This window comes from Pseudalkalibacillus sp. JSM 102089 (assembly GCF_041366475.1).
GTDB classification, from domain to species: domain Bacteria; phylum Bacillota; class Bacilli; order Bacillales; family Guptibacillaceae; genus Guptibacillus; species Guptibacillus hwajinpoensis_B.
The window spans coordinates 525,300-549,962 of record NZ_JBEWYW010000002.1 but is presented as its reverse complement, the minus strand read 5'-3'; the positions used below and the strand labels follow the sequence as shown (position 1 = coordinate 549,962).

Sequence of the window (24,663 nt, the reverse complement as noted above, 5' to 3'; positions counted from 1 at the left end):
GAAAGGAGGGAGACAGAATGCCGGAACCAATCCCGTTTTTTTATCCAGCAGAGGCTGATGCTATAAAAAATGCACATGATGCTTATAACGTATATGTAAACGACGATTATGTGGGCGATAAAATTTTGTTCTCTCACTGTGAGAAAATTGAAGATCTAAGCGAATATTTGAATCAAAAAGGCTTCTATAATTTCCAAGCGGAGGTTGAAGGAGATCATTACCACCTGCAAATGAATGAGCAGGATCAGGGGGAGCTTGTGAAGGATGAGCTCCACAGCTACCTCCGACTGCACTAGCGATGGATTCGCTCCCAAATACGAAGCTTTCGTTCAGTCTGTCTCGCCGCTTCCTGTGCTTCTTCCACCGTTACTTCTATAAAACGGATCTTCCCACCAGGTGGTAGCTGAGCAATAAGTGGCAAATCAGGACCAATCACCGTTCCAATCCGTGTGTACCCACCTGTCGTCTGTCGATCCGCAAGCAAGATAATCGGCTGACCGTTCCCAGGCAGCTGGATGCTGCCAACCGGAACTCCATCAGAAATGACGTTCGCTTCATGATTTGTTTCCAAATCAGACTGAAGTCGATAACCCATTCGATTGGATTGAGGTGAAACTTCATGAGTGGAAGCGAAAAATTGTTCCACAATGTGAGCTGAAATCTGTTCATGGTGTGGTCCTTTCACGACGCGCACTTCAATATCACGAGCATAATCAGGAATCTCGGTGAAAAAAAGCCCGGTTCCTGCTTTTTGTTTCGCAGGTTTACCAACGAGTTTATCTCCCTTTTGAAGGGGACGTCCGAGACCAGCTGGCTCATAAACAGAGCGACTTCCCATATATTTTTCTGAATGGAAGCCACCTGAAACGGTCAGATAAGCACGTACCCCTTGACGCGGCTGACCAAATTCTAGCACCTGTCCTTTTTTTATATGCACAGATTTCCAGAGCGGAATCCGTTTTCCGTTCACCATGGGAGACAAATCCCCTCCCGTTACAGCGACCACAAAAGACTCTTCTGCAATCAGTTCAGGTCCTTGCATCGTAACCTCAAGTCCTGCCGCATCGCGCTTATTCCCGACTAAAATATTGCCAACCTGAAGAGCAAAGCGATCGAGAGCTCCGGAAGCGGGCACCCCGTACTTCAAAAATCCAACCCGTCCTAAATCCTGATACGTCGTATACAGCCCTGGCTTTTCGACTGAAAATAACTTCATCGGTTTCCGATCCTATCCATCACGATGTTTTCTTCACTAAATCGTTTCCGAAGTGCTTTAATAAACGCAAGTGCCGACGGTTCATCACCGTGAACACAAACAGTATCAGCTTCGATCGGAATGATCGAACCATCCACAGCCGTTACCGTTCCTTCTTTCACCATTTGAATCACTTGTTCAATCGCTGCTTGCTCGTCTCGGATCATCGAATTTTTTTCAACGCGAGGGGTAAGCGACCCGTCAGGCTGATACGTTCGATCGGCAAAAACTTCAGAAGCATAAGGAAGTGCAGCGTCTTGCGCAGCGCGAATCAATTCTGAATTTGCAAGTCCGAATAGAATGAGCTCTGAATCAAAATCCTTTACGGCTTGCGCGATCGCATTCGCAAGCTCAGGATCCTTCGAAGCCATATTGTAAAGCGCCCCGTGCGGTTTCACGTGCTGAAGCGGCACTTGATGTGCCCTGCAGAACCCGTGCAGTGACCCAATTTGGTAAAGAACAAGGGAGTAAGCATCCTCTGGCGTGATGTTCATGTTTCGGCGTCCAAACCCAACTAAGTCTGGAAATCCAGGGTGCGCGCCAATCCCAACGTGGTGCTCCTTCGCCCACTCGACTGTTTTATTCATAATATGCGGGTCGCCGGCATGATAGCCACACGCGACATTCGCTGACGATACGAGTTCAAGAACCTGTTCATCCTGACCGACCACATAGGTGCCAAAGCTTTCTCCAAGATCGCTGTTTAAATCAATGCGAAACGTCATTCGAACCCCTCCCTGTGTTCAAGTTCGTAAGTGCCATCTTCAACCTCCCGTTGAATTCGCTGGTATTCTTCTTCATTAATCGATTTAAAATGTAAATAATCTCCCTGTTCAAAAAGAAATGGCTCGTCTTCTTCAGGATCGAACAATCGAAGCGGCGTGCGGCCAATTAAGTTCCATCCTCCAGGGGAGTCAAGCGGATAAATGCCCGTTTGACTCCCCGCAATGCCAACAGATCCGGCTGGCACAGACTCCCTTGGACTCTCAAGACGAGGCATAGCGATCTGTTCATCAAGCCCGCTTAAATAGGGGAAACCTGGTAAAAAACCAATCATGTTAATAAGGTAGCTTGCACCTGTATGTAGATTAATGACGTCGGTAGGACTTAGGTTGTTGGTGTTGGCGAGATTTTCGAGATCAGGTCCATAGTCGCCACCATAAAAGGTTGGAATGGTGATCACTTTTTTTACTTGATGGCTCTTTGTGTCCATTCCAACCGCTATGTTTTGAAGCAATGTAGTTATCTTCTCATAAGAAGTATCCCATGGATCGTAGTAAACAGCGACAGAATCATAAGCGGGAACCCATTCTATAAGACCAGTACCTTTTTGTGAACGTAGCTTCCGACAAAACGCTTGAATTTGATCAGTAAGAGCAGGCGATATATCCTCCTGAAAACAGCATTTCACCGCCGCCTCACCGAGTGGATGAAAGGTGATCTCCATGATTAGTGCTCCTTTCGTTAATATCTTTTTATAAATTAAGAATAGAACTTCGAAGAGATTCCATTTTTTATACCAGTTGATTGAATTTCTGTCCCTTTAAGTTTACCGAAATTTCAAAAAGACAACAAATTATCCATGGAAAAAAGCGCCATAAGCCTTATAATGAGGGTAGACACTGATCAGCAAAGGAGATCGCTATGAAATTACATACTGCACGCTTTGGAGAAATGGACGTCACGGATGATCGTCTGATCACATTTGAAAGTGGCATTCCCGGCCTTGAGCACTTTAGAACTTACTGTCTTTTACCCGCCGACGACAAAGATGAGTCTCCTTTTTACTTTTTACAATCAACTGAAGAAAGCGGTCTTTGCTTCTTTCTCGCAGATCCGTTTTCCTTTTATCCAAATTATGAAGTAAACCTTGATGACAGCACGCTCGCTCAGCTCAATCTAACCAATCCAACGCATGCGCTCGTACTCTCGATTCTTACTGTTCAAGGATCATTAAAAGACGCAACGATGAATCTAAAAGCTCCGCTCATCTTTAATACAGCTGAACACACCGGAAAGCAGCTCGTACTGAAGCAGGAGTACGGCATCAAAGAACCTCTATTAAAGCAAGTCACCACAGAGGAGGGTGAATAAATGCTCGTACTCGGACGTAAAAAGGGCGAATCGATTGTCATTAACGATGAGATTGAACTCAAGATTATTAGCATTGAAGGTGACACGGTGAAGCTTGGTGTAGAAGCGCCAAAGAATATCGCCATCCACCGAAAAGAAGTCTATGAAGCGATTCAATCGGAGAATAAGCTTGCGGCGATGCAGGAGTTTAGCTTAGAGGATTTGAAGGAGTTTCAGAAGAGTAACAGTTCAAAAGGACCGAAGTCATAAGGCGTCGGTTCTTTTTTATGTCTTAAGAATGATTCTCCATTTTAGGACTAAATGATTAGCAAAACGATGGCTATGGCTAAAATGTGACACCAATCCAAGTTTTTCTAATTATTTTTCAGAAAACTATTAAACATCTAAAAACCCCTGCCGATAATAGTGGTGTTAGGAAGTCCAAACGGATGTGGATTTTCTTGATAAAACCAATTACATGGAGGTAGATTTAGGGATGATTATTAATCATAATATTTCAGCTTTAAACACGTATCGTCAAATGGGTGTAAACCAGAATGCGGCTAGTAGTTCAATGGAAAAGTTGTCTTCAGGTCTTCGTATTAATAAAGCTGGGGACGATGCGGCAGGTCTTTCCATTTCAGAGAAAATGCGTGGGCAAATTCGTGGTTTAGATCAGGCGAGTCGCAATTCACAAGATGGCGTTTCTATGATTCAAACTGCAGAAGGTGCACTTGGTGAAACTCAAGAAATGCTCCAAAGAATGAGAGAGCTTTCTGTACAAGCAGCAAGTGATACGAATACCGCTGATGACAGAGAAAGTCTTCAAAAAGAAATTACTCAATTAACAGAAGAAGTTGATCGAATTGCTAGTAATACAGAGTTTAACAATAAAAAAATATTGAATGGAGATTCAGGCCTTAGCGTAGGTAATGGAAGCATTGTTTCAAGTGCTTCGAGTACCGGTGATACTAAGTCTGGAACTTTTGACGTAACTATTACATCACTTGCTACAGCTGCTCAGAATGTAAGTGCAGGAACAGCGAATGCTACAGATACAGTTAATGGAGCAGGTAAAATTACTGTGAATGGTACTGATGTGAATGTTGCTAGTACAGATACTGTACAGGATGTAATTGATAAAATGAACACTATTTCTGGTGTGGAAGCGAAAATCAATGATTCTGGAAATTTTGAAATTTCATCTACTGATGTAGGGAATAATGCTTCTCTTAGTATTTCAGCAGATGTAGCTGGCATTGTAACTTCTACAGATGATTGGACAACTCTGGTTAATTCAAATGGTTCAAATGCCGCTGTAAGTACATTAAGTGATCCAGATGGTGATGATATTTCAGGAGCAATGGTTATCGATGGAAACAAAGTAACCCTTAATTCAGGAGATGGTAAAGGCTTATCTTTCACTGCTAAATCTGCCGGCTCAACAACAGTAGATGTTGGGGTAGCGTTATCCATTCAAACAGGTGCAAATTCTGGTCAGAAAATTAGTATGTCATTTAATGATGCTAGTTCTTCTTCTTTAGGAATTAGTAATATTGACGTTACGACAACTAAAGGTGCATCGGATGCTATTGATGCTCTAGATAGTGCTATAAATAACGTCTCCTCTGAAAGATCAAAGCTTGGTGCATATCAAAACCGTTTAGAACATACAATCAACAACCTTAATACATCTTCCGAAAACCTAACAGCTGCGGAATCTCGCATCCGTGACGTAGACATGGCAAAAGAAATGATGACAATGACGAAGGAAAACATCAAGGCTCAAGCAGCACAGGCAATGATGGCACAAGCCAACCAAGCTCCACAACAAGTTCTTCAACTTCTTCGTTAAGCAACTATATTCCACGAAAGACCTTAGATCTTCTTCTAAGGTCTTTTTCTATAAAAAGGAGTGAAGCTCTATAGATATAGCTGCCCTTTCAATCGTATTAAACCAATCCAAAGTCCAACAGCAAGTTCAAACATCCCTTACAAAAACCGCTATGAATCAAGCTGAAAATCAATCTAATGATCTTATTAAAATGCTGGAGCAATCGGTTCAACCTCATCTCGGGAGCAACGTGAACATCAAAGGGTAGAACCTCGCCTCCTAAGATAGGGAGAGAACACGATGGAAGTATCCAAAATCCCACCTACTTCGGGGTTGATACTAAACGTAAAAAAACCGGAAATTCCAACTGAGCCCCAAAACACTGATAGTGAAGAAATTTTATTTACAAAAGAAGCTTTGGTTACTCGATTAAAAGAACTGAATGACTTTATTGAACCTGCAAAAACAAACCTCAAATTCCAGCTTCACGATAAATTAAATGAATACTACGTCCAAATCATCGACACGAACACGGACGAGGTGTTAAAAGAAATTCCTTCTAAAAAATTTCTTGATCGCTATGCGGCCACAGCTGAACTACTCGGTTTTCTAGTCGATCAAAAAATATAACTTCTCTAGAACTCTCAAGTTGAGAGTTCTTTATTTAGGTCTAATTACACCTTAAACTCTTAGGTTCCCCTGCCGATAGTATGAATAAGAGGAATGAACGGAGGAGATGTTCATGAGGATTTCCGGCTTAGCGACGGGAATGGATATCGATCAGATGGTGAAAGATCTGATGACGGCGGAGCGGGTTCCGCTCGATAAGCTATCTCAACAAAAACAAACGTACGAGTGGCAAAAGGATTCGTACCGTGAGCTAAATACAATGATGTCTGATATGCGAACTGCAGCTTCATCGATGCGTTTGCAGTCTGGCTACAATGCGTATAAATCGACTTCATCTAGTACAGCTGTAAAAGCAACGGCAACCTCGGCCTCGCTAGCAGGTTCCTATGACGTAACGGTGAATGAGCTAGCGCAAAGTGCGAAGCTAACTTCTGGACAGGCGATTATGAATGATGCAGGCACAGCAGCAAAAGGAACAGATAGAGTATTGAAATCAACTGAGACAGCATCGTTTCAGATAACGAACAGCAAAGGTCAAACGGCATCGCTCAACATTACCGCTTCTGATACGTTCAAAAGCCTTGCTGAAAAAATCGCTGGTGCTGTAGATGATGGCACAGGCGAATCGCTCGGTATGAGAGCGAGCTTCGATAATACAACGTCGCGCTTTTTCATTTCTTCTAAAGCAATGGGTGGAGATGAATCGTTTACGCTAAGCGGGTTTAGCGATACCACTATAGAAAATCGTATCCTCGGTGGTGTAGCGAATACAGCTCAGGGAAAGTACGGTTCTGTTACGTTTGATGGAATTATTGTCGATAACCTGAAGACAAATGCGACAACGATTAATAACCTGAAGCTCGATCTCGTTCAGAAAGGAACAGCAACTGTATCCGTTCAAAGTGACACCCAGGCGCCGTTCGATATGATTAAATCGTTCGTTGAGAAATACAACGAGTTCGTTGATAAAACGCAGACGCTATTAACGGAAAAGAAGTATCGAGATTTTCCACCACTAACGGATGCGCAGCGAGAAGATTTAACGGATAAAGAAATTGAGCTTTGGGAAGAAAAAGCGAAAAGCGGGTTACTTCAAAGCGATTCGACCGTTCGAGGCATTGTAAGTGATTTGCGTAATGCCTGGATGTCTCCTGTAAGCGGTGTTCCTTCCGGTGAGCTAAATATGCTTTCGCAAATCGGAATTAACACCGGCGCTTATCAAGATGGCGGGAAGCTATTTATTGATGAGGCGAAGCTAAAGAGCGCGCTTGAACAGAAGCCTGAAGAAGTAATGAATTTGTTTACGAGTGGGACTGATGGCATTGGTGACCGGCTTTACGATAGCGTCAACAAAGGCATCGATCAGCTTGGGAAGAAGGCTGGAACGCCTGGAACACTCATTGATAGTAGTTTTCTAACAACGAGATTAAAAAACTTAGATGAGCAAATGAATACATGGGAAGATAAGCTTGCGACAATTGAAAGTCGTTACTGGAAACAGTTTACGGCAATGGAAACGGCAATGGATAAAATGAATCAACAAAGTATGTGGGTACAACAAAACTTATTTGGTGGGATGTAGAAGATGAGAAGAATTGATGCACTAAATCAGATGCACGTTGTGACAAATCAAATTGCAAAATCGCTTGAAGAATTGAATCCTTCGATGGATGATAATGAACTAAATCAGCTTGAGGGGATTAATCATATGATTAACCGTCGAGAAGAGACGATTAAATTGCTTGATCTAGCTATGAAAAATGAAGGAGATCAGTGGTCAGAGGATGAGAAGCATTTACTTGAGCAACTAAGTGGTCTTGAAGAAACCATTCAACCAAAGCTTTCTGAGCTCTATGCTGCTTTTTCAGATCAGATGAGACGATTTCAGCAGAGCAAATCAGCTACGAGTAAGTATAAGAGCGGACAGGCTTACAGCGACGGCGCATTTTTCGATCAGCGTAAATAGGAGGAACGGATATGGCAATGAAAAATCCTTATCAAACGTACCAGCAGAATGCAGTGACAACGTCATCTCCACAGGAATTAACATTAATGCTGTACAACGGATGCATTAAGTTTATTCGTCTTGCAGCGATGGCGATGGAAAAGAAGAACATAGAAGCGAAGAATATGAACATCATTAAAGCGCAAAACATTCTTCAGGAGCTTCGGAGTTCGTTGAACATGGAAATTGAACTATCGTCATCGCTCGATCCACTCTATGAGTATATGATTTCGGAGCTCGTTTCAGCTAATATAGCAAATGATTTAGGTAAGTTAAAAGAGATAGAGGGATTAGCTGAAGATTTCCGCAACACGTGGAAAGAAGCAATGGAACAAATGAAATAACGAGAAACAAAGAGGGTGAATGCAATGGAAAAAACATCTCTGTTTGGAGTACTGCTTGGCTTTTTCGTTCTGATAGGAGGACTTATTCTAAAAGGAGCGAATCCAGCAGCTCTATTAAACCCCGCTGCCCTCGTCATCATTTTTGTTGGGACAGCAGCGGCCTTATTAATCGCTTTTCCATTCTATGAAATTAAGAAGTTTCCAACGCTGTTAAAAATTATTTTCTCAAATCAAAAGCTTGTAACCGAAAAAGAGCTGATTCCAATGTTTCGTGAATGGGCAACGGTTGCTCGACGTGAAGGATTGCTTTCACTTGAAAATAGTCTTGAGAAAATCGAGGATCCTTTTTTGAAACGTGGCTTTCAAATGGTGATCGACGGGCATTCTCATGAAGCGATTGAGGAAATTCTAGTAGAAGACATTGAAGCGATGAAAGACCGCCACAAAATGGGAGCGGGTATTTTTACACAAGCGGGTACATACGCTCCTACGCTTGGAGTACTCGGGGCTGTTGTTGGGCTTGTTGCTGCGCTTAGTCATCTTGGAGATATGGAGCTTCTTGGTAAGTCGATTGCGGCAGCTTTTATTGCAACGTTGTTTGGGATCTTCACAGGGTATGTGCTCTGGCATCCGTTTGCGAATAAGCTGAAGCGTAAATCAAGCGCAGAAGCGCACATTAAGATGATTATGTTAGAAGGATTGCTAGCTGTTCAATCTGGCGCTTCCCCTACAATGGTTGAGGATAAACTACTTGTCTATTTACCAAGTAAAGATCGTAACCTGGAAGAACTGAAGAAAGGAAATGAGGCCGGAGTAGGAGAAGGGGTAGGCGCTGATGCGTAAGAAACGGCATGAGGAGCATGAAGAACATGTTGACGAAAGCTGGCTCATTCCTTACGCAGATATGCTCACTCTTCTTCTCGCGTTGTTTATCGTTCTTTTTGCGGCAAGTACGGTTGATGTAAAGAAATATGAAGCGATCACCCAATCTTTTGAAGAAGTGTTGAATGGCGGAACTGGAATCATGGAAAGTGAGCCTTCAACAATGCAGCCACAGGATGGATCGTTCGTCGGGTTAACAGAAGACGAAGACCCGGATGAGAATGACGAGAAGGAAGAAGAGCGGGAGGAAGAAAAGCTAGAGCAGGATCTGAATAAGCTTGAAGCGCTTAAAGGGCGAATTGATGAGTATATCGCAGATCAAGAACTCGACTCGTTCCTTCAAACGAAATTAACCGAAGAGGGCCTATTGATTACGATTAAAGAAGCTGCATTATTTAAAAGTGGGAAAGCTGATTTAACCGGAAATGCGAAGGAGCTTGCGAAGGAAATCTCTTCTCTTCTTGTGACAGATCCACCTCGTCGTATTACTGTTACAGGTCATACGGATGATCGGCCCATTAAAACGTCTCAATATGAATCAAACTGGCATTTGAGCTCTGAACGAGCGCTGAATTTTATGACAGAGCTATTAGAAAATAATAAGTTAAACCCAAAGCTATTTAGTTTTACAGGTTATGGAGAGTATCGGCCGGTGACGACCAATCAAACACAAGAAGGAAGAGCGAAGAACCGTCGTGTTGAGGTTTTGATTCTTCCATATAATGTTCAGAATTAACATAATGGGGTGGATAAGGTGAAACGAGTCGTAATTATCCTCCTAGCGGCACTAGGAATCGTTGGTGCAGGAGCGATAGCAGCCGTGCTTTTTCTTGATATCAATTTAAAAGAAGTGATTGCACAGCAGGAGAAGGAACCAACTGCGGAAGAACTGGCAGAAAGAAGTTACAGTATGGAACCATTAACAACAAATTTATCTTCAGAAAACTATGCGGTTGTTCAATTAAATTTACTTGCGGATAACGAAAAAAGTTACAAGGAGTTAGAAGTACGTAACCCTGAATTAAAAGCTATCGTTATTTCGATACTGGCTGGTTTATCGAAAGAAGATCTCAAGGGTTCAGAGGGTCTGAAGCAGTTTACCTTAGCAGTTCAAGCAGAGATTAATACTGTTCTACAAGATGGAAAAGTAGAGCGTGTTCTTGTAACGGACTTTAAAATTCAGTAAGCGGTTAACTTTTTAAGAAATTTTCCGATAATAACGGTATAATCCTCAAATTAGGGTACGAATAATAGAATAGGAGTAGTATTATAAATTGTCGGAAAGAGGTGACCGGATATGAATGTAAATAAACCGTCAGCACCACCTATTGTAAACCCTTACCAGAAGCATAATCCTGTTACGAAAGTGGAGCAGGTCAAAAAGGCTCCTCGAGAAGATGAGCTTCAAATCTCAAACAAAGCGAGAGAACTATACGACATGAAAACGGAACAAGAGCGTGAAGCCAAAGTAACCGCAATAAAGAAGCAGATAGAAGACGGTACGTATCGTGTCGACAGTCAAAAAACAGCGGAAAAGCTGTTTGATCAGTGGTTCTAACAGGAGGCGGCACGATGGGGCAAAAATTAATTACGGTTTTGAGCGAAATGATTCAATTGCATGAGATATTAATACCGCTATCTGAACGGAAGCATGAAGCGATTATTGAACGGGACTTGGAGAGTTTAACAGATATTATGAAGAGTGAAAAAGATCTTCTTCTCCAGTTGAATTTATTAGAAGAACAACGCCAGCAGCTAACCTCTGAACTTGCAGGAGATCAGGAGCAAACGCTCAAAGAAGTATTGGGTAAGCTTAGCCCAGCTGTCAAACGAATGGTCGAAAGTAGAGCCAACGAGTTAAAGCAGCAAGCGGAGAAGCTAAAAGGATTAAATGAACAGAATGAGGAGCTCTTGAAAGACGCAATGGCTTTTATTCACCATATGATCGGTCATTTGACGACTCCGAGAGAACAATCGATCACTTACGGCAGGCCCAATCAAAAGAAGACAGCAGCACCAAGAGGTTACTTTGATACAAAGGCCTGACAGATCAGGTGAGGAAAGGGACGTGAAAGCATGACATCAACATTTCATGGTTTAGAAATTGGGAAAAGAAGTTTATATACGCAGCGGGCTGCTTTAACAACGGCAGGTCATAACATATCGAATGCAAATACACCTGGGTATTCAAGACAGCGTGTTGATATGCAGTCAACTTCTGCCCTCCCTTATTCCTATCAAACAGGAAGTGTTTCCTCTCAGCTTGGTACTGGTGTAAGTGTTCAATCGATTGAAAGAATTCGTTCCGAGTACCTCGATGGTCAATACCGCGAGCGGAACGCCATGCTAGGTTCTGAATCTATGAAGCTAGATACGCTGCAGCAGATCGAAGCGTTATCGGGTGAGCCAGGAGAAAATGGACTAAGCGCTTCATTGGATCGATTTTGGTCAGGGTGGGAAGATCTCGCTTCGAATCCAGATAGTAACGCAGCCAGATCCGTTGTTGTCAGTCGAGCTGAAGAGCTTCTTGATCAAGCGAAGTCATTTCAATCAGGACTAACAAACGTAGCAGATAGTTTAAGTAAACAACAAGCAGCTGTAAAAGACCAAATCAGCTCAATCAATTCTCAGATTGATAGTTTAAATAAAGAAATCGTGAAGAACGGAAACGCGAACGACTTAATGGATCATCGCGATCAGCTTATTGATGAATTATCCGGTCTTATCGACGTTAACGTTCAAAAACAACCGAATGGAGAAATGTCGGTTACGTTTGATCAAACTAATCCTACTGGCGGGAAATTGAAGGGCATTCAAGATTCCCTTACGACAACAAATCAGCTTAAAAATGACCTGAACGGAATGTTTGAACAGCTTGTTAAAGGACAAGATACGGTCGATGCAAGTGGGAAAACCGTTCATACTTCAGGAATGAATGAATTGTTATCTTCAGGGTTTTCGTTGGTTAGAAATGCAGATGGAACAATGCAACAAGGTAAGCCCCTCTTTGACACGAATGGGACTGGAAACACGTTTCTTGAACAAACGACCATCACGAAAGACGTGAAAGCGAATCCTGCTACGCTTGGCGCCTCTTCAAGAAACGATGCTCCGAGCAATGGTGACATTGCAATGGCGATCAGCAATTTGAAAGATCAGAGCTTTACGTTTGATATCTCTGGATCTAACGATAAGGTACAAACGAGTGTCAACGATTTTTATAGCACGCTTGTTTCACGTCTTGGCTCAAATGCGCAGTCTTCTGAGCGTACGGTGAATAATCATGAGTCCGTTCTTCAGTCCATCAATAACAATCGAATGTCAATCAGCGGTGTTTCACTTGATGAAGAAATGGCCAACCTCGTTCAGTTCCAACATGCTTATAACGCTGCAGCACGATATGTTAGTACGACTGATGAACTTCTAGATGTGATTATTAACCGGATGGGCGTCTAGCCGGAGAAGGAGTTATCGAATGCGAATTACTCAACAAATGTTATCAAGTAACATGGTGACACAAATGAATCGAAACCTTACCAATCTCGAAAAAGCCAATCAGCAGGTTTCGACTGGTACCCGTATCAACAAGCCATCTGATGACCCAATGGGTACGGAAAAATCACTGAAGCTATCGTCGCAGCTGGCTGATAATGAACAGTATGAGAGGAATACCGATTATGCGATGTCATGGATGGAGATGACGGAACAATCGCTTAGTAGTATTTCGAACTTGATGCAGCGAGCTAGTGAGCTTGGCGTACAGGCTTCGAATGGCACAAATTCAGCTCAAGAGCTGGAAACAATGGCAAAAGAATTTAAGCAGTTAATGGAAGAACTCAAAGGTTTAGCCAATACGAAACTTGATGGAAAATACATCTTTAATGGACAGAAAACGGATCAACCCGTCGGAATTGACCAGGATGGGAATGTATCTTTTGATAACCAGTCCATCAATCAGCGAATTTCTCCATTTAGCGATGTGAAGATTAACGTTAATGCGGGGGAAGTATTTGATGGTCAGGTAAATTTATTCAAAGTACTTGATGAATTTTCTACGGCATTATCAAGTGGAGATAAAGAAGGCATGAATACCGTCCTTGGAAAAATAGAAGAAGGCGCAGAACAGGTTCTGACAAGCTGGACCGGTATGGGCGCTCGTCAATCTCGAGTGGAAAGTATGAACCAGCGTCTGAAGGATGAGAATCTAGCCGTTCAATCATTCCTTTCTAAAAATGAAGATGTGGATCTTGCGGAATCCATCATGAAACTTAAAACGGAAGAAAGCGTCTATCAGGCCTCCCTTGCGGCAAGTGCCAAGATCATTCAGCCTTCTCTATTAGACTTTCTTAGATAACCAAAACCCCTCTCACATTTGTGAGAGGGGTTTTGGTTATCTAGTTCATTTATCTCTTAATCGTATTCGCAAGTCCCATCATTTCATCGGCCATCTTTATCGCCTGGCTCTGGAATTGAAGTAACCGCTGGGTTGAGATCATCTCGGTCGTTTCGTTCGCTAGATCAACGTTCGACATTTCGAGAAATCCCTGTCTCGTTTTAAATTCTTCCCCAGGAGCGACAAGCTCAAGCTGCTCATTATCTTGAAGAGAGAATTCATTTCCTCCCACATTGGTGAGAGCCTCGGGCCGATTAATCTTGACGATGCTAAGTTGATAGGTTTGTTCATTTCCAGTTGCATCCGTCGCCACAATTTCTCCAGTATCAGAGATGGCAAGTTTAGCCGGATCGCTGTTAAATGTAATCGCATTTCCGCTCGTGTCTAGAATCGGGTTACCGCTACTATTCACGAGTGACAAAGTCCCATTCTGATTTTGTAGTTCGAATGATCCGTCCCTTGTGTAGTGAATACTATCACCATTTTGAGTTCGGAAATAGACGTTCTCTCCTTCAGGCATGACGTCAAGATCTCTGCCAGTTTCTTGTGCTGATCCTTGTTCATTACGAAGGGTTGTTAAGCCGATTTTTGAGCCGAAACCAACTCGAAGATTTTCTGGTGTTTCTCTTCCAGGCTCCGTCGCCTCACCTGTTTGGTTCGCATACGTTTGAGTTAATAGATTTTGAAACGTCGCTTCACGGCTTTTGTACCCTGCTGTATTCACGTTCGCAATATTATTTGCGATTGTATCTATTTTCTTTTGTGTCTGACTAAGTGAAGAAGAGGCTGTGGCCATCTGGATATTCAATCGTAACCCTCCTAGTAAACGCGACCAACATCATTGACTGACTTGTCGATGCTTTGATCATAAGTTTGTAGTACTTTTTGGTTTGCTTCATATAAACGATAAGTATTCAGCATATCGGTCATCGTGGTCGTCATATCAACGTTCGATCCTTCGAGAAATCCTTGCTTAACGGCGTACTGGTTGATGTCTGTCGTCTGGATATTTCTCGGTGCATCATTTTCATTACCTTCCCATTCGAAGACACCATTTCCTTGCTGTGCTAGCTTGGATGGATCGCCCGTATAGCCAATCCATATTTGTTGCTCATTTCCGTTTCTTTCACGAATTGTTCCATCGTCGGTCATTGTAAAAGAATCATCATTGAGTTGAATTGGCTGAAGATCTTCCCCAAGAACTTGGTATCCTTCGCTCGTAGTTAGAAATCCATCTTCATTTACTGAGAAATTTCCATTTCGTGTATAGCGAATGTCATTATCTTCAAGGCGAACACCGAATAAAAGTAGGCCTTTTTTACCGGTTTCTGCATCAATTGGAAGGTTCTCATCGTTGAGAGCCATGTCTGTTTGTTTGCTCGTTTCTTTAAGGGAACCGTTTGAGAAATTAGGAATGCCTTCTTGTGTATAGACGCCTTGTTGAAGAGTGCCAATGGAAGAGTTAGGGGTAGGTGTGTTCGTATTTCTTTCTTTTAGTAGATATTCAGGGAAGGAACGGAAGGTTGCTTCATCCTGTTTGAAGCCCGGTGTTTCGGCATTTGATAAATTATTCGTTAAGAATTGTTGCTTTCGCTCACTTGCCATCATACCGGATGTTGCCGTATACATGCCTTTAAACATTATTTCGCTCCCATCGTAGTACTATCGAACGCGTACATTGAATTTTGTAACTCTATTATACCGTTTAAATATGGGAAAATTAAGTGAAAAAAGTCGTTTTTTAGGTTAAAACACTCATTTACTATTATTTTTGACAATGCTATGCTATCACTAACGAAAAAATTGTCGAATGAGTATAACTATGGTTTTGTATCCATTTTTTAACTTTAAAAACAGTTTTATACAAGGAGTGTGAAAAGCTTCGTGAACGTTTTTCAATCGATTAGACCGCTTGAACAAGCATTGAATGCGTCGATGGTGCAGCAGCGTACTATCACATCAAATATATCAAATGTTGACACCCCTAATTACAAACGTCAAACCGTTTCATTTCAAGACACCCTGCAGGATGCAACAAAGAATCTGCAGAGCTACAAATCCAACCCCAAACACGTCCCTTTTAGTAACGAAAATAATGCATCAAAGACCGTTGTCAAAACGGATCAAAATACACTTAATCAATCAAATGGCAATAACGTCGACACGGATGTTGAAATGGCCGAACTTGCCAAAAATCAACTCTGGTACAATGCGATGGTTGAAAAGACCAACAGCCAGTTCCGTGATTTACAGACAGCAATTAGAGGGAGCTAAATCATATGAATTTATTTAATGGGTTCAATACGAGTGCTTCAGCTTTAACTGCAAACCGTCTTAGAATGGATGTTGTTTCGTCCAATATCGCAAACGCTGAAACGACTCGCTCTGAGCTCGTCGATGGGGAATGGCAGCCATACAAGCGAAAAGTGGTAGAGCTTAAGGAAAATTCGTTCGAGAGTAAGCTTCAAGCCGCAATGGGAAATGGCGAAGCGCCAACAGGAGTGAAAGTGTCGAACATTAAAGAAGATAATGCTCCTAATAAACTTGTTTATAATCCCGCTCATCCCGATGCGAATGAAGAAGGTTATGTGGAAATGCCAAACGTGGATATGGTGAAAGAAATGGTTGATATGATGTCAGCATCTCGTTCCTATGAAGCGAACGTAACAGCGTTAAACGCAACCAAAAGTATGTATATGAAAGCGCTCGAACTTGGTAAGTAATGGTCGGGCATAGGAGGATCTTATGAACACAATTAGTGCACTTCAGCAGCTTCCAACACAAGCGAAGTCTCAGGTTACTTCGGGTGAAGCAACGGCTGATTTTGGTCAGATGCTTCAGGATGCGATCAAACAGGTGAACAACAATCAAGTGGCATCTGAACAGATGACGAATAAGCTTGTGACTGGAGAAGTTCAGGATGTTCACGAGGTTATGCTTGCAGCACAAAAAGCCTCACTATCTCTAAATTTAACGGTAGAAGTGAGAAATAAGGTTATTGAGTCATACCAAGAAATCATGCGTATGCAAATGTAGTATGTCAGGGATGGATAAGAGATGAACCAACAACTACTAAATTTTACAAGTCGCTGGAAAGAAACATGGGGTAGCTATTCAACGAAAACCAAATGGCTCATCGGAGGGACTTTTCTGGTCACTCTTCTTCTGCTTCTATTCCTTGTTTTTTGGATGTCTAAACCTAATTTAACGCCGATTTATTCTAATTTAACGCCGACAGAAGCTGGTGAGATCAAAGGGGCCATTGAGCAGAAGGGAATTCCGGTAGAAGTTTCAGCGGATGGAACAACGATCAGTGTGCCAAAGGATCAGGCGTCTGATTTAAAAGTAAGTCTAGCGGCTGAGGGTATTCCAAAAAGCGGTAACGTTAACTACAGCATCTTTAGTGAAAACATGGGCATGGGGATGACAGATCGCCAATTCGATGTTGTAGAGCGAGATGCGATGCAAAATGAACTGAGTTATTTAATTGAACAAATTGGCGGTATTCAGGAATCAAAAGTGATGATTACCCTACCGGCTGAAAGTGTTTGGCTTGATGAAACAGGTGAGACAGCTTCTGCCTCGATCGTCCTTACGAGGGATCCTGGTGCTCAGCTTGACCAGGGCCAAATCACAGGCCTTTATCATCTTATAAGTAAAAGTGTTCCGAATCTCCCTGTTGAAAACATTGTCATCATGGACCAGAACGGAACTGCTTTTGATTACGGCGAAAGTGGCGGCGTTGATACAACTTTATCCGCTTATCAGCAGCAAGAGGACATTCGTAACGGCATCGAAAAAGACATGCAGCAAGAATTACAGCAAATGCTTGGCATGATTCTCGGACAAGATAAAGTGGTTGTTTCTGTAATGGCTAGCGTGGATTTCACAAAAGAAAAGCGCACGGAAGATCTTGTCGAACCTGTTGATGAAGAAACAGGTGAAGGCATTGATATTAGCGTTGAGAAAATCATGGAATCCTATTCCGGTGATCAAGCTGCTGCCCAGGATGGAACGGGTACAGATGAAGGCGAGATTCCAAACTATAATGCAGATGACCCAGATGCCAAGGGCGACGGCTCTTATGAAAAAGTAGAAGATCGCATCAATCGTGAAGTGAATCGTATTCATAAAGAGATCGAAGAAAGCCCTTATATGATTGATGATATTACAATTAACGTTGGTGTAGAGCCACCTGTCGCTGACGATATGACTAGTTTAACAGCAGCTCATATAGAAGATATTCGCACTGTGCTCAAAAATGTTGTCCGTACGTCTTTGAGTGAAAGTGATGTTCCGCTTGAGGATGCTGCTCTTGAAGAACGTATCTCTGTATTTGCGAATGAATTTAGAGGGCGTGCGGACTATGAAGAGCCAAAGCCAGACATCTTTTCTTCTGTTCTAGACAGTGTTCCAAGCTGGGTGATTTATGCGGTAGCTGGTGGCGTTGGTATTCTTCTAATTGGTGGAATCATTCTTCTCTTCCGCCGAAAAGGAAATAAGGATGAGGACGACTTCATGGAATTTGAACAGGCGTACAGTGTACCAGAGGATCACTACTTGCCGAGGGAAAAAGAAGAACGTGAAGTGGATATGACACCTGATGCACTAATTGGAAAAGATGAAATTGAAACTCTCGCAAAAAATGATCCGGAAGAGTTTGTGAAACTACTAAGACTATGGATGAACGAAGAGTAGGGGGATTGGATGGTGAGTAGTTTAGAAGAATTAACAGGAACTCAGAAAGCAGCGATCCTTCTCACTTCTTTAGGTGCTGACCTTTCGATTCAAACATTTAAACACTTATCTGAGAAGGAAATTGATCAGCTTGCGCTTGGCATTTCAGAGCTTCGCAAAGTTGAGCCCGATGAGCGAGAAGCCGTCGTGGATGAGTTTATCCAGATGGTAAAAGCAAAGGATTACATTGCCGTCGGAGGAATTGAATACGCAAGACATATCCTTGAGCAAGCGCTAGGGCCGAAAAGGGCAGAAGAAATTTTGTCTCGCTTAAGCATCAATTTAAAGGTGAAGCCATTTGCATTCGCAAGAAAAGCAGATCCTGATCAAATTCTAAACATTTTACAGCAGGAGCATCCCCAAACGATCGCTCTTGTCTTATCTTATCTTGATGCGAAGCAATCTTCCAAAATTTTATCCTCGCTACCTCAAGAAAGTCAGGCAGATGTAGCAAGAAGAATTGCGCTGATGGATAGTACCTCACCAGAAGTGATTAGTCAGCTTGAAAAGATCATTGAAGGTAAGCTTAACGCTAGCGGTTCGCAGGACTATGCGTTTACTGGTGGTGTGGAATCAATAGTTCAAGTTCTAAGCAGCGTTGATCGAAGTACGGAAAGAACAATTCTTAGCTCGCTTGAGAAAGATGATCCAAGCCTAGCAGAAGAAATTAAGAAGCGGATGTTTGTCTTTGAAGACATTGTTACGCTTGATGACCGATCCATTCGCCTCGTCATTAGTGAAGTAAAAGATGAAGATCTTTCTATAGCGCTTAAGGTAGCGAGTGACGATGTGAAGGATACAATTTTCCGAAACATGTCTAACCGCCGGGTAGATACGGTGAAAGAAGAGATCGAATTGATGGGGCCACTTAGGCTTCGTGAAGTGGAAGAAGCGCAAACACGCATCGTTTCTGTCATCCGTTACCTTGAAGAAACAGGTGATGTCATGATTGCACGCGGTGGAGGAGATGATCTGATTGTCTAATATCATCAGAAAAACCTCTGGAGAGAAGCGAGCCGTTCCGAAAGTAATTGAGCAGCGAACGGTCGCAGAGCCAAAGCGAAATCGCATATTGCCTTCTCGTACTACTACAATTGAAGAAAAGAAATCGCAGCTTCTTGAGATGATGATCCGGCTAGAAGATCTTTATCATACCATTCGAACAAGACTTGGAGATGAAGAAGCGAACGTTCATCAAAATCTTGAGAAGAAGCAGGAACAAAAAGAGCTTGAGTGGCAGGAAATCACGAAGAAAACGTATCGAGAAGCAGAAGAAAGCGGATATGCAGCGGGTTATGAAGCAGGCATGCAGCAAATTCATTTCGAGCTCGATGAAAAGAAGAAGGAAATGGAACACATGGTAAAGGGCGCTTATGACAAGAAGGAAGAATTAATTCAGGATGCTGAACCGTTTCTTCTATCGCTAAGCACAGCCATTGCGAAGAAAATCATTTTAAAAGAAATGGAACAAAATCCAGAGACGCTGCTTGGCATGGTGAAAGATACGCTAAAGAAAGTAAAGGATCGTGGAGAAGTCATTGTTCAAGTTTCAACAGAAGATTATCAGCATGTGATACCAATGGTTGACGAGCTTGAAAAACAACTTGATGTGAATGCGAGCTTAAAGCTTGTGCCGATGAGTGACTTGGAAGTCGGTTCAGGACTTGTTCATACGCCGAGCGGGTCGTACGATATTTCGATTAACAGCCAGCTTTCTGAGATGAAGAAACAGCTGCTTGCTATGTTTGAGGAGCGAACTGTCGATGAGCATTAATGTTGAGCCATATCTTTCGCAGCTTCATTCGATGGAAACGGTCCAGAAGTATGGCAAGGTGACACAGGTTATTGGGCTAACGATCGAATCACTTGGTCCAGAGGTTAAAATTGGTGAGCTTTGCTACCTTTATCCAGGACCATCAAAGGAACCAATTGAAGCAGAAGTAGTTGGCTTTCGCGAAAATCGTGTTCTGCTCATGCCGATGCATGACCTATCAGAAATTGGTCCAGGTTGCCTTGTGGTGGCGACAGGACAGCCACTTGAAGTGAAAGTGGGCTATTCACTCCTTGGAACGATTCTCGATGGGCGCGGCAGACCTCTTGATTACTCGGATCTCCCTGGTGGACTGAAGGCTGTATCCACAAATCGAAAGCCACCAAATCCAATGACGCGTCCGCGCATTACGACACCCTTTCAGCTTGGTGTTCGCGCTATTGATGGGCTGTTAACAGTCGGTCAAGGACAGCGTATCGGTATTTTTGCCGGAAGTGGCGTTGGAAAAAGTACGTTAATGGGAATGGCGGCTCGAAATTCAGAAGCCGATGTGAATGTGATCGCCTTGATCGGTGAACGAGGACGGGAAGTAAGGGATTTTATTGAGCGTGATCTTGGTGAAGAGGGGCTTAAAAAATCGGTTGTCGTTGTGGCAACATCTGATCAACCCCCACTACAGCGGATCAAAGGAGCGCTTACGGCAACGTCGATCGCAGAGTTCTTTCGTGATCAAGGAAAGAACGTCATGCTAATGATGGATTCTGTGACACGTTTTGCCATGGCACAGAGGGAAGTTGGGCTGGCAATTGGAGAGCCACCAACTAGTAAGGGATATACGCCAAGCGTATTTGCTCTTTTACCCAAATTGTTAGAACGATCTGGCACAGCTGAGCAGGGATCGATTACAGCTTTTTACACTGTTCTTGTTGATGGTGACGATATGAACGAACCGATTGCAGATGCGGTGCGAGGGATTCTAGATGGGCATATTGTCTTGGATCGGAAGCTCGCTCAAAAAGGCCAATATCCAGCGATTAACGTTTCAGAGAGTGTTAGCCGTGTGATGAAAGAAATTGTGACTCCAAAGCATATGAAGTCTGCAGAAGAATTTAAGCGACTTCTTGCTGTGTATGTTTCTTCTGAAGACCTTATCAATATTGGCGCTTATAAAGCTGGAACGAACAGCAATATTGATAAAGCAATCTCAATTCACCCGGAGATTGAGAAATATATTAAGCAGGGCATTGATGATCAAGCTTCATTTGAAGAAAGTCAGGACTGGCTTTTATCCCGATTTGGAAAGGATGACTAACCATCGCAGCTTTTCACTTCCCATTTCAACGAATTTTGGATGTAAAAGAAAATGAAAAATCACAGGCACAGCTAGAAATGGCTGAATCACTCAAAGCACAAGTGGATATCGAACGTTCCCTGCGTGATCTTGAGCAAGCGGTTCTTTCCATGCGTCAGAGACTGGAAGAGCGTCAACAAGAAGGGGTTTCCATTATAGATCTTCTTAAGGAAGAAGAGCATATTACCTATCTTGAGGGGCAGCTCCACCAGAAAAGAAATCAGCTGATTCAAGTTGAACATCAAGTGAGTGAGCAGCAGGACACGCTTGCTTCTAAAGTAAGAGAAGAGAAAACGTGGCAGTCAATCAAAGAGACGAGAAAAGAAGAGTTTTATCACGATATGAAAATGATTGAACAAAATGAGCTAGATGATTTGAATACCGTACGTGCGTATATGCTTGCAAGAAACGGCTAAGGGGTGAGGGGAATGCGAAAGCGACAGAAGAGTTCATGGAAAGAACGTATCATCCACGGTTTTCTCTTGCCGCTCGCGTTTATCGCTACGGTTATGCTTGTTGTTCTTCCGTTTCTTGGATACGATCTGTTCGCAATGGCCACTTCACTTAGTAAGAAGCCGATCGCATATGTGGAAGATAATTTTACCGCTGAGGCTACTGATCAAAATCAAGATGAAGTGCTAGAACAAGAAATCAATCAAAAGGATGGCGAAATCTCAGACTTGAAAAAGCAGTTAGATGAGCAAGAAATCGAGCTGAAGAAAAAACAGTCTGAGCTGGAATCGTTAGCTGAAGAAATGAAGAGCGAATTAGCTGACAAGGAAGAGCGTCAGAAGAAGCTTCAGGAGTTAGCAAAAACGTATGAAGGAATGTCAGCATCGAAGTCCGCTAGTATTATGGAAAACCTTACGTTAAACGAGGCAGCTCTCCTGCTTGATGCAATGGGAAGCACCGAGCAAGCAGCTGTACTAGGGAAAATGAATGCAGCTGTAGCAGCAGATTTAACGATCGCGTTAAGAGATATTGAAAAAGCGGACGATCCTGAGATTGCTGCAATGCAAGAGAGAGTAACGCTCCTTATGAATGCGATTGATCGTGAAGATAGTTCGCTTTCTGTTTCAGACGTAGCTGATAATTTGTCAGAAATGACTGACGAAGAAGCGGCACAAATCCTATCGGAGATGGCGCAGTCTAAAGAGGAGAAAGAAGTAGGGCTTTCCATTCTGAAAGAATTTGATGAAGAGAAGCGTACAGGGTTACTTGGAGAAATGGAAGAGTCGATTTCTTCTAGTTACATAGCTGATTTAGCCAATTAAAAGGAGGTGAAATAGTGAACGCTATCCAGTCACTTGGAAAAAACATAATTGTTCAGCCTAAGGTTCGAACTGAAAATGGTCCAACTGGATTTTCAACGTTATTAAGTGCTTTAGGAAAAAAGCTTAATGTGAGTGAAAGTGAGCAATCAGAGACACATAACGAAAGCGAGCTAGAAGAGGGAGACAATAAGCCAACAAATAGAAGTGGTGAACCCCCCGTGCACCTTCTCATGATGAGTGCTGTCAATGTTCCACCAGTTCAACATGATCAACAATTTTTATCGAAATCGCTTGCCCAACAAGGAACTGATTTGAGTGGTGAACTGCTACAAGTGAATGCTAATCGTATACAGGAGGAAGTAAGTCTACCCGGTTTTACAAAAAGTGAGTTTGTAGAAATCGAGCAAGCCTTTCAAAATGAAGAACAAGTTCTCTCTGAAACGTTTGCGGTAGAGACGAAACTTCCATCTGATGTTATGAAACTTATGCAAGAGTTGAAGCTGAAAGAGCCCAAAGAGCTCTATTCGCTGATGGAGAGAATGGCAACTGAATCGAAACAAGATCAGAAACTTGGTATGGACTCCGATCAAAACGTCCAGTTAGATGGAGAAGCTATTGAAATTCAAGTAGAGACACCAAAACATAGTGTTACTGAAGGAAAAGAAACTAAGGCACTCGTCGAAATGAACGTGTCTGGAGAAGTAGCTGACAATCAAGAGAAGCTTGTGACAGATCAAATGTCTGGAGATGAAACCCAGATAGACGAGAAGCCAGAAGCGCTACCGCTAGCAAAAGGTAATGAATCTCAAACAACCATCAAGGAATCGACTACACCAGTTCCGACTCGTTATGTTGCCTCGGAGCTAAGTGAAATGATTACCGAGCGCATGCAACTATCGAAAAATGGAGATGAAACAAACATAAGAATTAAGCTTTCTCCAGAAAATCTCGGTCAACTTGATATTCGGCTAACAACTTCTGATGGGAAAGTGACCGCGCACATTATAACAGCGACTTCAGGGGCAAAGGACATGATTGAATCACAGCTTCACCAGCTACGTCATACGCTCATTCAACAGGGCATCCAACTTGATAAAGTGGAAGTCGTTCAACAGCCGCAGGGCTCACAACAATCGTTCATGCAGGATAGTCGCCAGGATCAGGGTCAGGCGTTTCAACAAGGAAAGCACCGACAAGGGCGAAAAGGTGAATATGAATTAGAAGAGAATCCACTCGTAACGAATGAGCTAGAAGAAGGCGCATCTAGTGGGATTAATTACGCTATTTAGGAGGGGTGACATGAATACAGGTTCTGTCACAGCAACATCAGCTGTTCAAACACCAAAAACAGAGGCACCTGGTCAGTTAGGAAAAGATGATTTCTTGAAAATTCTCGTTGCTCAGCTCTCAAACCAGGACCCGATGCAGCCGATGCAAGATACTGAATTTATCGGGCAGATGGCGCAATTTAGTTCACTCGAGCAAATGACAAACATGAATAAGTCGATGAATAAATTTTTCGATAGTCAGTTACAAAGCTCGATGACGGATTACGCACATTTAATTGGTAAAAGCGTTCAGTGGCAGGAGAATAACGAAGCGAACGCAGGTAAGGTAGAAGCTGTTTTATACAAAGAAGGCAAAGTACTCGCAGAACTTGATAGTGGCAAACAGGTAGATATCTCCCTATTAGAGCGTATCGAAACGGGGGAATAGTATGGTTCAAATCAATCAAGTTTATTATCCAAAGCAACCGATTCAACTAACTACAAAACAGGAGAATTCAAAAAACTCTTTTGCTGATCAAATTAAGCATTCGATCGATTCACAGATTTCATTTAGTCACCATGCACAGGTTCGACTTAAGCAAAATGGGATTTCCCTTTCGGACAATCAGCTCCAAAAGCTGAATGATGGAGTAGAAAAAGCGAGAGAAAAAGGATCAAACGAGTCGCTTATGTTAATGAAAGATCTCGCCTTTGTTGTTAGCGTCAAAAACAACAAAGTCATTACTGCTATGAAGCAGGATAGTATGGAGAATCAAATCGTTACAAACATTGACTCAGCACTTATTTTATAGTGGCCGGACCGAGCAGGAGGCCGATTCGCTGTGG

At 42.6% G+C, this 24,663-nt stretch carries 33 protein-coding genes; 28 read left to right on the top strand and 5 right to left on the bottom strand.

All coding sequences use genetic code 11. The annotated features are described in order from the left end of the window. The first annotated feature begins 17 nt into the window (after positions 1–17). Positions 18–296 (top strand): hypothetical protein, encoded by a 279-nt coding sequence (locus ABVF21_RS07380; protein WP_194218284.1) that lies wholly within the window; start codon positions 18–20, stop codon positions 294–296. On the opposite strand, the gene ABVF21_RS07375 is transcribed toward ABVF21_RS07380, so the two are convergent. Genes ABVF21_RS07375 through pxpB form a run of 3 tightly spaced genes read right to left on the bottom strand, consistent with a single transcriptional unit; the run spans position 293 to position 2,702 of the window. Next, positions 293–1,216 carry a biotin-dependent carboxyltransferase family protein gene (locus ABVF21_RS07375; protein WP_371017870.1) on the bottom strand — a complete coding sequence of 308 codons (924 nt, stop codon included), beginning with the start codon at positions 1,214–1,216 and terminating at the stop codon, positions 293–295. The genes ABVF21_RS07380 and ABVF21_RS07375 overlap by 4 nt on opposite strands. Beyond that, complete coding sequence (locus ABVF21_RS07370; protein ID WP_371017869.1) at positions 1,213–1,980, bottom strand: LamB/YcsF family protein; 768 nt, start codon at positions 1,978–1,980, stop codon at positions 1,213–1,215. Before ABVF21_RS07370 ends, ABVF21_RS07375 begins: the two co-directional genes overlap by 4 nt. Continuing rightward, a complete protein-coding gene (gene pxpB, locus ABVF21_RS07365) occupies positions 1,977–2,702 on the bottom strand; it encodes a 5-oxoprolinase subunit PxpB (protein WP_303532595.1) in 726 nt (241 codons plus the stop codon). Before pxpB ends, ABVF21_RS07370 begins: the two co-directional genes overlap by 4 nt. Before the next feature lie 197 nt (positions 2,703–2,899). Between pxpB and fliW the strand changes: the two genes are divergently transcribed. From fliW to flgL, 15 genes are all read left to right on the top strand, one after another. Then, on the top strand, positions 2,900–3,349 hold the full coding sequence (gene fliW / locus ABVF21_RS07360; RefSeq protein ID WP_371017868.1) for a flagellar assembly protein FliW: 450 nt from the start codon (positions 2,900–2,902) through the stop codon (positions 3,347–3,349). Next, entirely contained in the window at positions 3,350–3,598 is a 249-nt protein-coding gene (gene csrA, locus ABVF21_RS07355; RefSeq protein WP_194218289.1) for a carbon storage regulator CsrA, read from the top strand. A 226-nt stretch (positions 3,599–3,824) separates the two neighbouring features. Then, the gene (locus ABVF21_RS07350; RefSeq protein WP_303532591.1) at positions 3,825–5,183 is read left to right on the top strand and encodes a flagellin; all 1,359 of its coding nucleotides are present in this window, start codon (positions 3,825–3,827) and stop codon (positions 5,181–5,183) included. Positions 5,184–5,253: 70 nt separating this feature from the next. After that, the gene (locus ABVF21_RS07345) at positions 5,254–5,430 is read left to right on the top strand and encodes a YjfB family protein (protein WP_371017953.1); all 177 of its coding nucleotides are present in this window, start codon (positions 5,254–5,256) and stop codon (positions 5,428–5,430) included. 32 nt (positions 5,431–5,462) lie between these two features. Further along, complete coding sequence (gene flaG / locus ABVF21_RS07340) at positions 5,463–5,792, top strand: flagellar protein FlaG (protein ID WP_371017867.1); 330 nt, start codon at positions 5,463–5,465, stop codon at positions 5,790–5,792. Between the two features lie 112 nt (positions 5,793–5,904). Next, complete coding sequence (gene fliD, locus ABVF21_RS07335) at positions 5,905–7,374, top strand: flagellar filament capping protein FliD (protein WP_371017866.1); 1,470 nt, start codon at positions 5,905–5,907, stop codon at positions 7,372–7,374. Between the two features lie 3 nt (positions 7,375–7,377). Next, positions 7,378–7,758: a hypothetical protein gene (locus ABVF21_RS07330; protein WP_303532584.1), complete on the top strand. Its 381-nt coding sequence runs from the start codon at positions 7,378–7,380 to the stop codon at positions 7,756–7,758. Between the two features lie 11 nt (positions 7,759–7,769). After that, the gene (fliS, locus tag ABVF21_RS07325) at positions 7,770–8,141 is read left to right on the top strand and encodes a flagellar export chaperone FliS (RefSeq protein ID WP_371017864.1); all 372 of its coding nucleotides are present in this window, start codon (positions 7,770–7,772) and stop codon (positions 8,139–8,141) included. A gap of 24 nt (positions 8,142–8,165) precedes the next feature. Then, complete coding sequence (gene motA / locus ABVF21_RS07320) at positions 8,166–8,984, top strand: flagellar motor stator protein MotA (RefSeq protein WP_303532580.1); 819 nt, start codon at positions 8,166–8,168, stop codon at positions 8,982–8,984. Beyond that, the gene (gene motB / locus ABVF21_RS07315) at positions 8,974–9,759 is read left to right on the top strand and encodes a flagellar motor protein MotB (RefSeq protein ID WP_226615935.1); all 786 of its coding nucleotides are present in this window, start codon (positions 8,974–8,976) and stop codon (positions 9,757–9,759) included. The genes motA and motB overlap by 11 nt, the downstream gene beginning before the upstream one ends. Positions 9,760–9,777: 18 nt before the next feature. Further along, positions 9,778–10,209, top strand: a complete 432-nt coding sequence (locus ABVF21_RS07310) for a flagellar basal body-associated FliL family protein (protein WP_226615815.1) — start codon at positions 9,778–9,780, stop codon at positions 10,207–10,209. Positions 10,210–10,320: 111 nt separating this feature from the next. After that, complete coding sequence (gene flgM / locus ABVF21_RS07305) at positions 10,321–10,581, top strand: flagellar biosynthesis anti-sigma factor FlgM (RefSeq protein WP_226615814.1); 261 nt, start codon at positions 10,321–10,323, stop codon at positions 10,579–10,581. 14 nt (positions 10,582–10,595) lie between these two features. Next, complete coding sequence (locus ABVF21_RS07300; RefSeq protein ID WP_303532573.1) at positions 10,596–11,069, top strand: flagellar protein FlgN; 474 nt, start codon at positions 10,596–10,598, stop codon at positions 11,067–11,069. Between the two features lie 30 nt (positions 11,070–11,099). Beyond that, the gene (flgK, locus tag ABVF21_RS07295) at positions 11,100–12,479 is read left to right on the top strand and encodes a flagellar hook-associated protein FlgK (protein WP_303532571.1); all 1,380 of its coding nucleotides are present in this window, start codon (positions 11,100–11,102) and stop codon (positions 12,477–12,479) included. Positions 12,480–12,498: 19 nt separating this feature from the next. Continuing rightward, on the top strand, positions 12,499–13,377 hold the full coding sequence (gene flgL / locus ABVF21_RS07290) for a flagellar hook-associated protein FlgL (RefSeq protein WP_303532569.1): 879 nt from the start codon (positions 12,499–12,501) through the stop codon (positions 13,375–13,377). A gap of 49 nt (positions 13,378–13,426) precedes the next feature. Here the strand turns inward: flgL and ABVF21_RS07285 are convergent, their stop codons facing one another. Together ABVF21_RS07285 and ABVF21_RS07280 are read right to left on the bottom strand one after the other, a co-directional pair. Beyond that, a complete protein-coding gene (locus ABVF21_RS07285; RefSeq protein ID WP_371017863.1) occupies positions 13,427–14,224 on the bottom strand; it encodes a flagellar hook-basal body protein in 798 nt (265 codons plus the stop codon). Positions 14,225–14,235: 11 nt separating this feature from the next. Continuing rightward, complete coding sequence (locus ABVF21_RS07280; RefSeq protein WP_303532564.1) at positions 14,236–15,057, bottom strand: flagellar hook-basal body protein; 822 nt, start codon at positions 15,055–15,057, stop codon at positions 14,236–14,238. 243 nt (positions 15,058–15,300) lie between these two features. On the opposite strand from ABVF21_RS07280, the gene flgB reads away from it, so the two are divergent. Genes flgB through ABVF21_RS07220 form a run of 12 tightly spaced genes read left to right on the top strand, consistent with a single transcriptional unit; the run spans position 15,301 to position 24,629 of the window. Beyond that, positions 15,301–15,690: a flagellar basal body rod protein FlgB gene (gene flgB, locus ABVF21_RS07275; RefSeq protein WP_303532562.1), complete on the top strand. Its 390-nt coding sequence runs from the start codon at positions 15,301–15,303 to the stop codon at positions 15,688–15,690. A gap of 5 nt (positions 15,691–15,695) precedes the next feature. Further along, positions 15,696–16,139: a flagellar basal body rod protein FlgC gene (gene flgC / locus ABVF21_RS07270; RefSeq protein ID WP_226615807.1), complete on the top strand. Its 444-nt coding sequence runs from the start codon at positions 15,696–15,698 to the stop codon at positions 16,137–16,139. Positions 16,140–16,161: 22 nt separating this feature from the next. Further along, positions 16,162–16,452: a flagellar hook-basal body complex protein FliE gene (fliE, locus tag ABVF21_RS07265; RefSeq protein WP_303532558.1), complete on the top strand. Its 291-nt coding sequence runs from the start codon at positions 16,162–16,164 to the stop codon at positions 16,450–16,452. 21 nt (positions 16,453–16,473) lie between these two features. Next, positions 16,474–18,114, top strand: a complete 1,641-nt coding sequence (gene fliF, locus ABVF21_RS07260; RefSeq protein ID WP_303532556.1) for a flagellar basal-body MS-ring/collar protein FliF — start codon at positions 16,474–16,476, stop codon at positions 18,112–18,114. 9 nt (positions 18,115–18,123) lie between these two features. Continuing rightward, complete coding sequence (gene fliG / locus ABVF21_RS07255) at positions 18,124–19,137, top strand: flagellar motor switch protein FliG (RefSeq protein ID WP_226615804.1); 1,014 nt, start codon at positions 18,124–18,126, stop codon at positions 19,135–19,137. Beyond that, entirely contained in the window at positions 19,130–19,927 is a 798-nt protein-coding gene (locus ABVF21_RS07250) for a FliH/SctL family protein (RefSeq protein WP_303532553.1), read from the top strand. The genes fliG and ABVF21_RS07250 overlap by 8 nt, the downstream gene beginning before the upstream one ends. Further along, positions 19,917–21,236 (top strand): flagellar protein export ATPase FliI, encoded by a 1,320-nt coding sequence (fliI, locus tag ABVF21_RS07245; protein ID WP_303532550.1) that lies wholly within the window; start codon positions 19,917–19,919, stop codon positions 21,234–21,236. Before ABVF21_RS07250 ends, fliI begins: the two co-directional genes overlap by 11 nt. A gap of 2 nt (positions 21,237–21,238) precedes the next feature. Continuing rightward, on the top strand, positions 21,239–21,691 hold the full coding sequence (gene fliJ / locus ABVF21_RS07240; protein ID WP_371017952.1) for a flagellar export protein FliJ: 453 nt from the start codon (positions 21,239–21,241) through the stop codon (positions 21,689–21,691). A 12-nt stretch (positions 21,692–21,703) separates the two neighbouring features. Further along, positions 21,704–22,549 carry a MotE family protein gene (locus ABVF21_RS07235; RefSeq protein ID WP_303532548.1) on the top strand — a complete coding sequence of 282 codons (846 nt, stop codon included), beginning with the start codon at positions 21,704–21,706 and terminating at the stop codon, positions 22,547–22,549. A gap of 14 nt (positions 22,550–22,563) precedes the next feature. Beyond that, positions 22,564–23,838, top strand: coding sequence for a flagellar hook-length control protein FliK (locus ABVF21_RS07230; protein WP_371017862.1), 1,275 nt, complete (start codon positions 22,564–22,566; stop codon positions 23,836–23,838). 10 nt (positions 23,839–23,848) lie between these two features. Then, complete coding sequence (gene flgD / locus ABVF21_RS07225) at positions 23,849–24,265, top strand: flagellar hook assembly protein FlgD (protein WP_303532545.1); 417 nt, start codon at positions 23,849–23,851, stop codon at positions 24,263–24,265. A 1-nt stretch (position 24,266) separates the two neighbouring features. Continuing rightward, positions 24,267–24,629 carry a TIGR02530 family flagellar biosynthesis protein gene (locus ABVF21_RS07220; RefSeq protein ID WP_371017861.1) on the top strand — a complete coding sequence of 121 codons (363 nt, stop codon included), beginning with the start codon at positions 24,267–24,269 and terminating at the stop codon, positions 24,627–24,629. Positions 24,630–24,663: the final 34 nt, after the last annotated feature.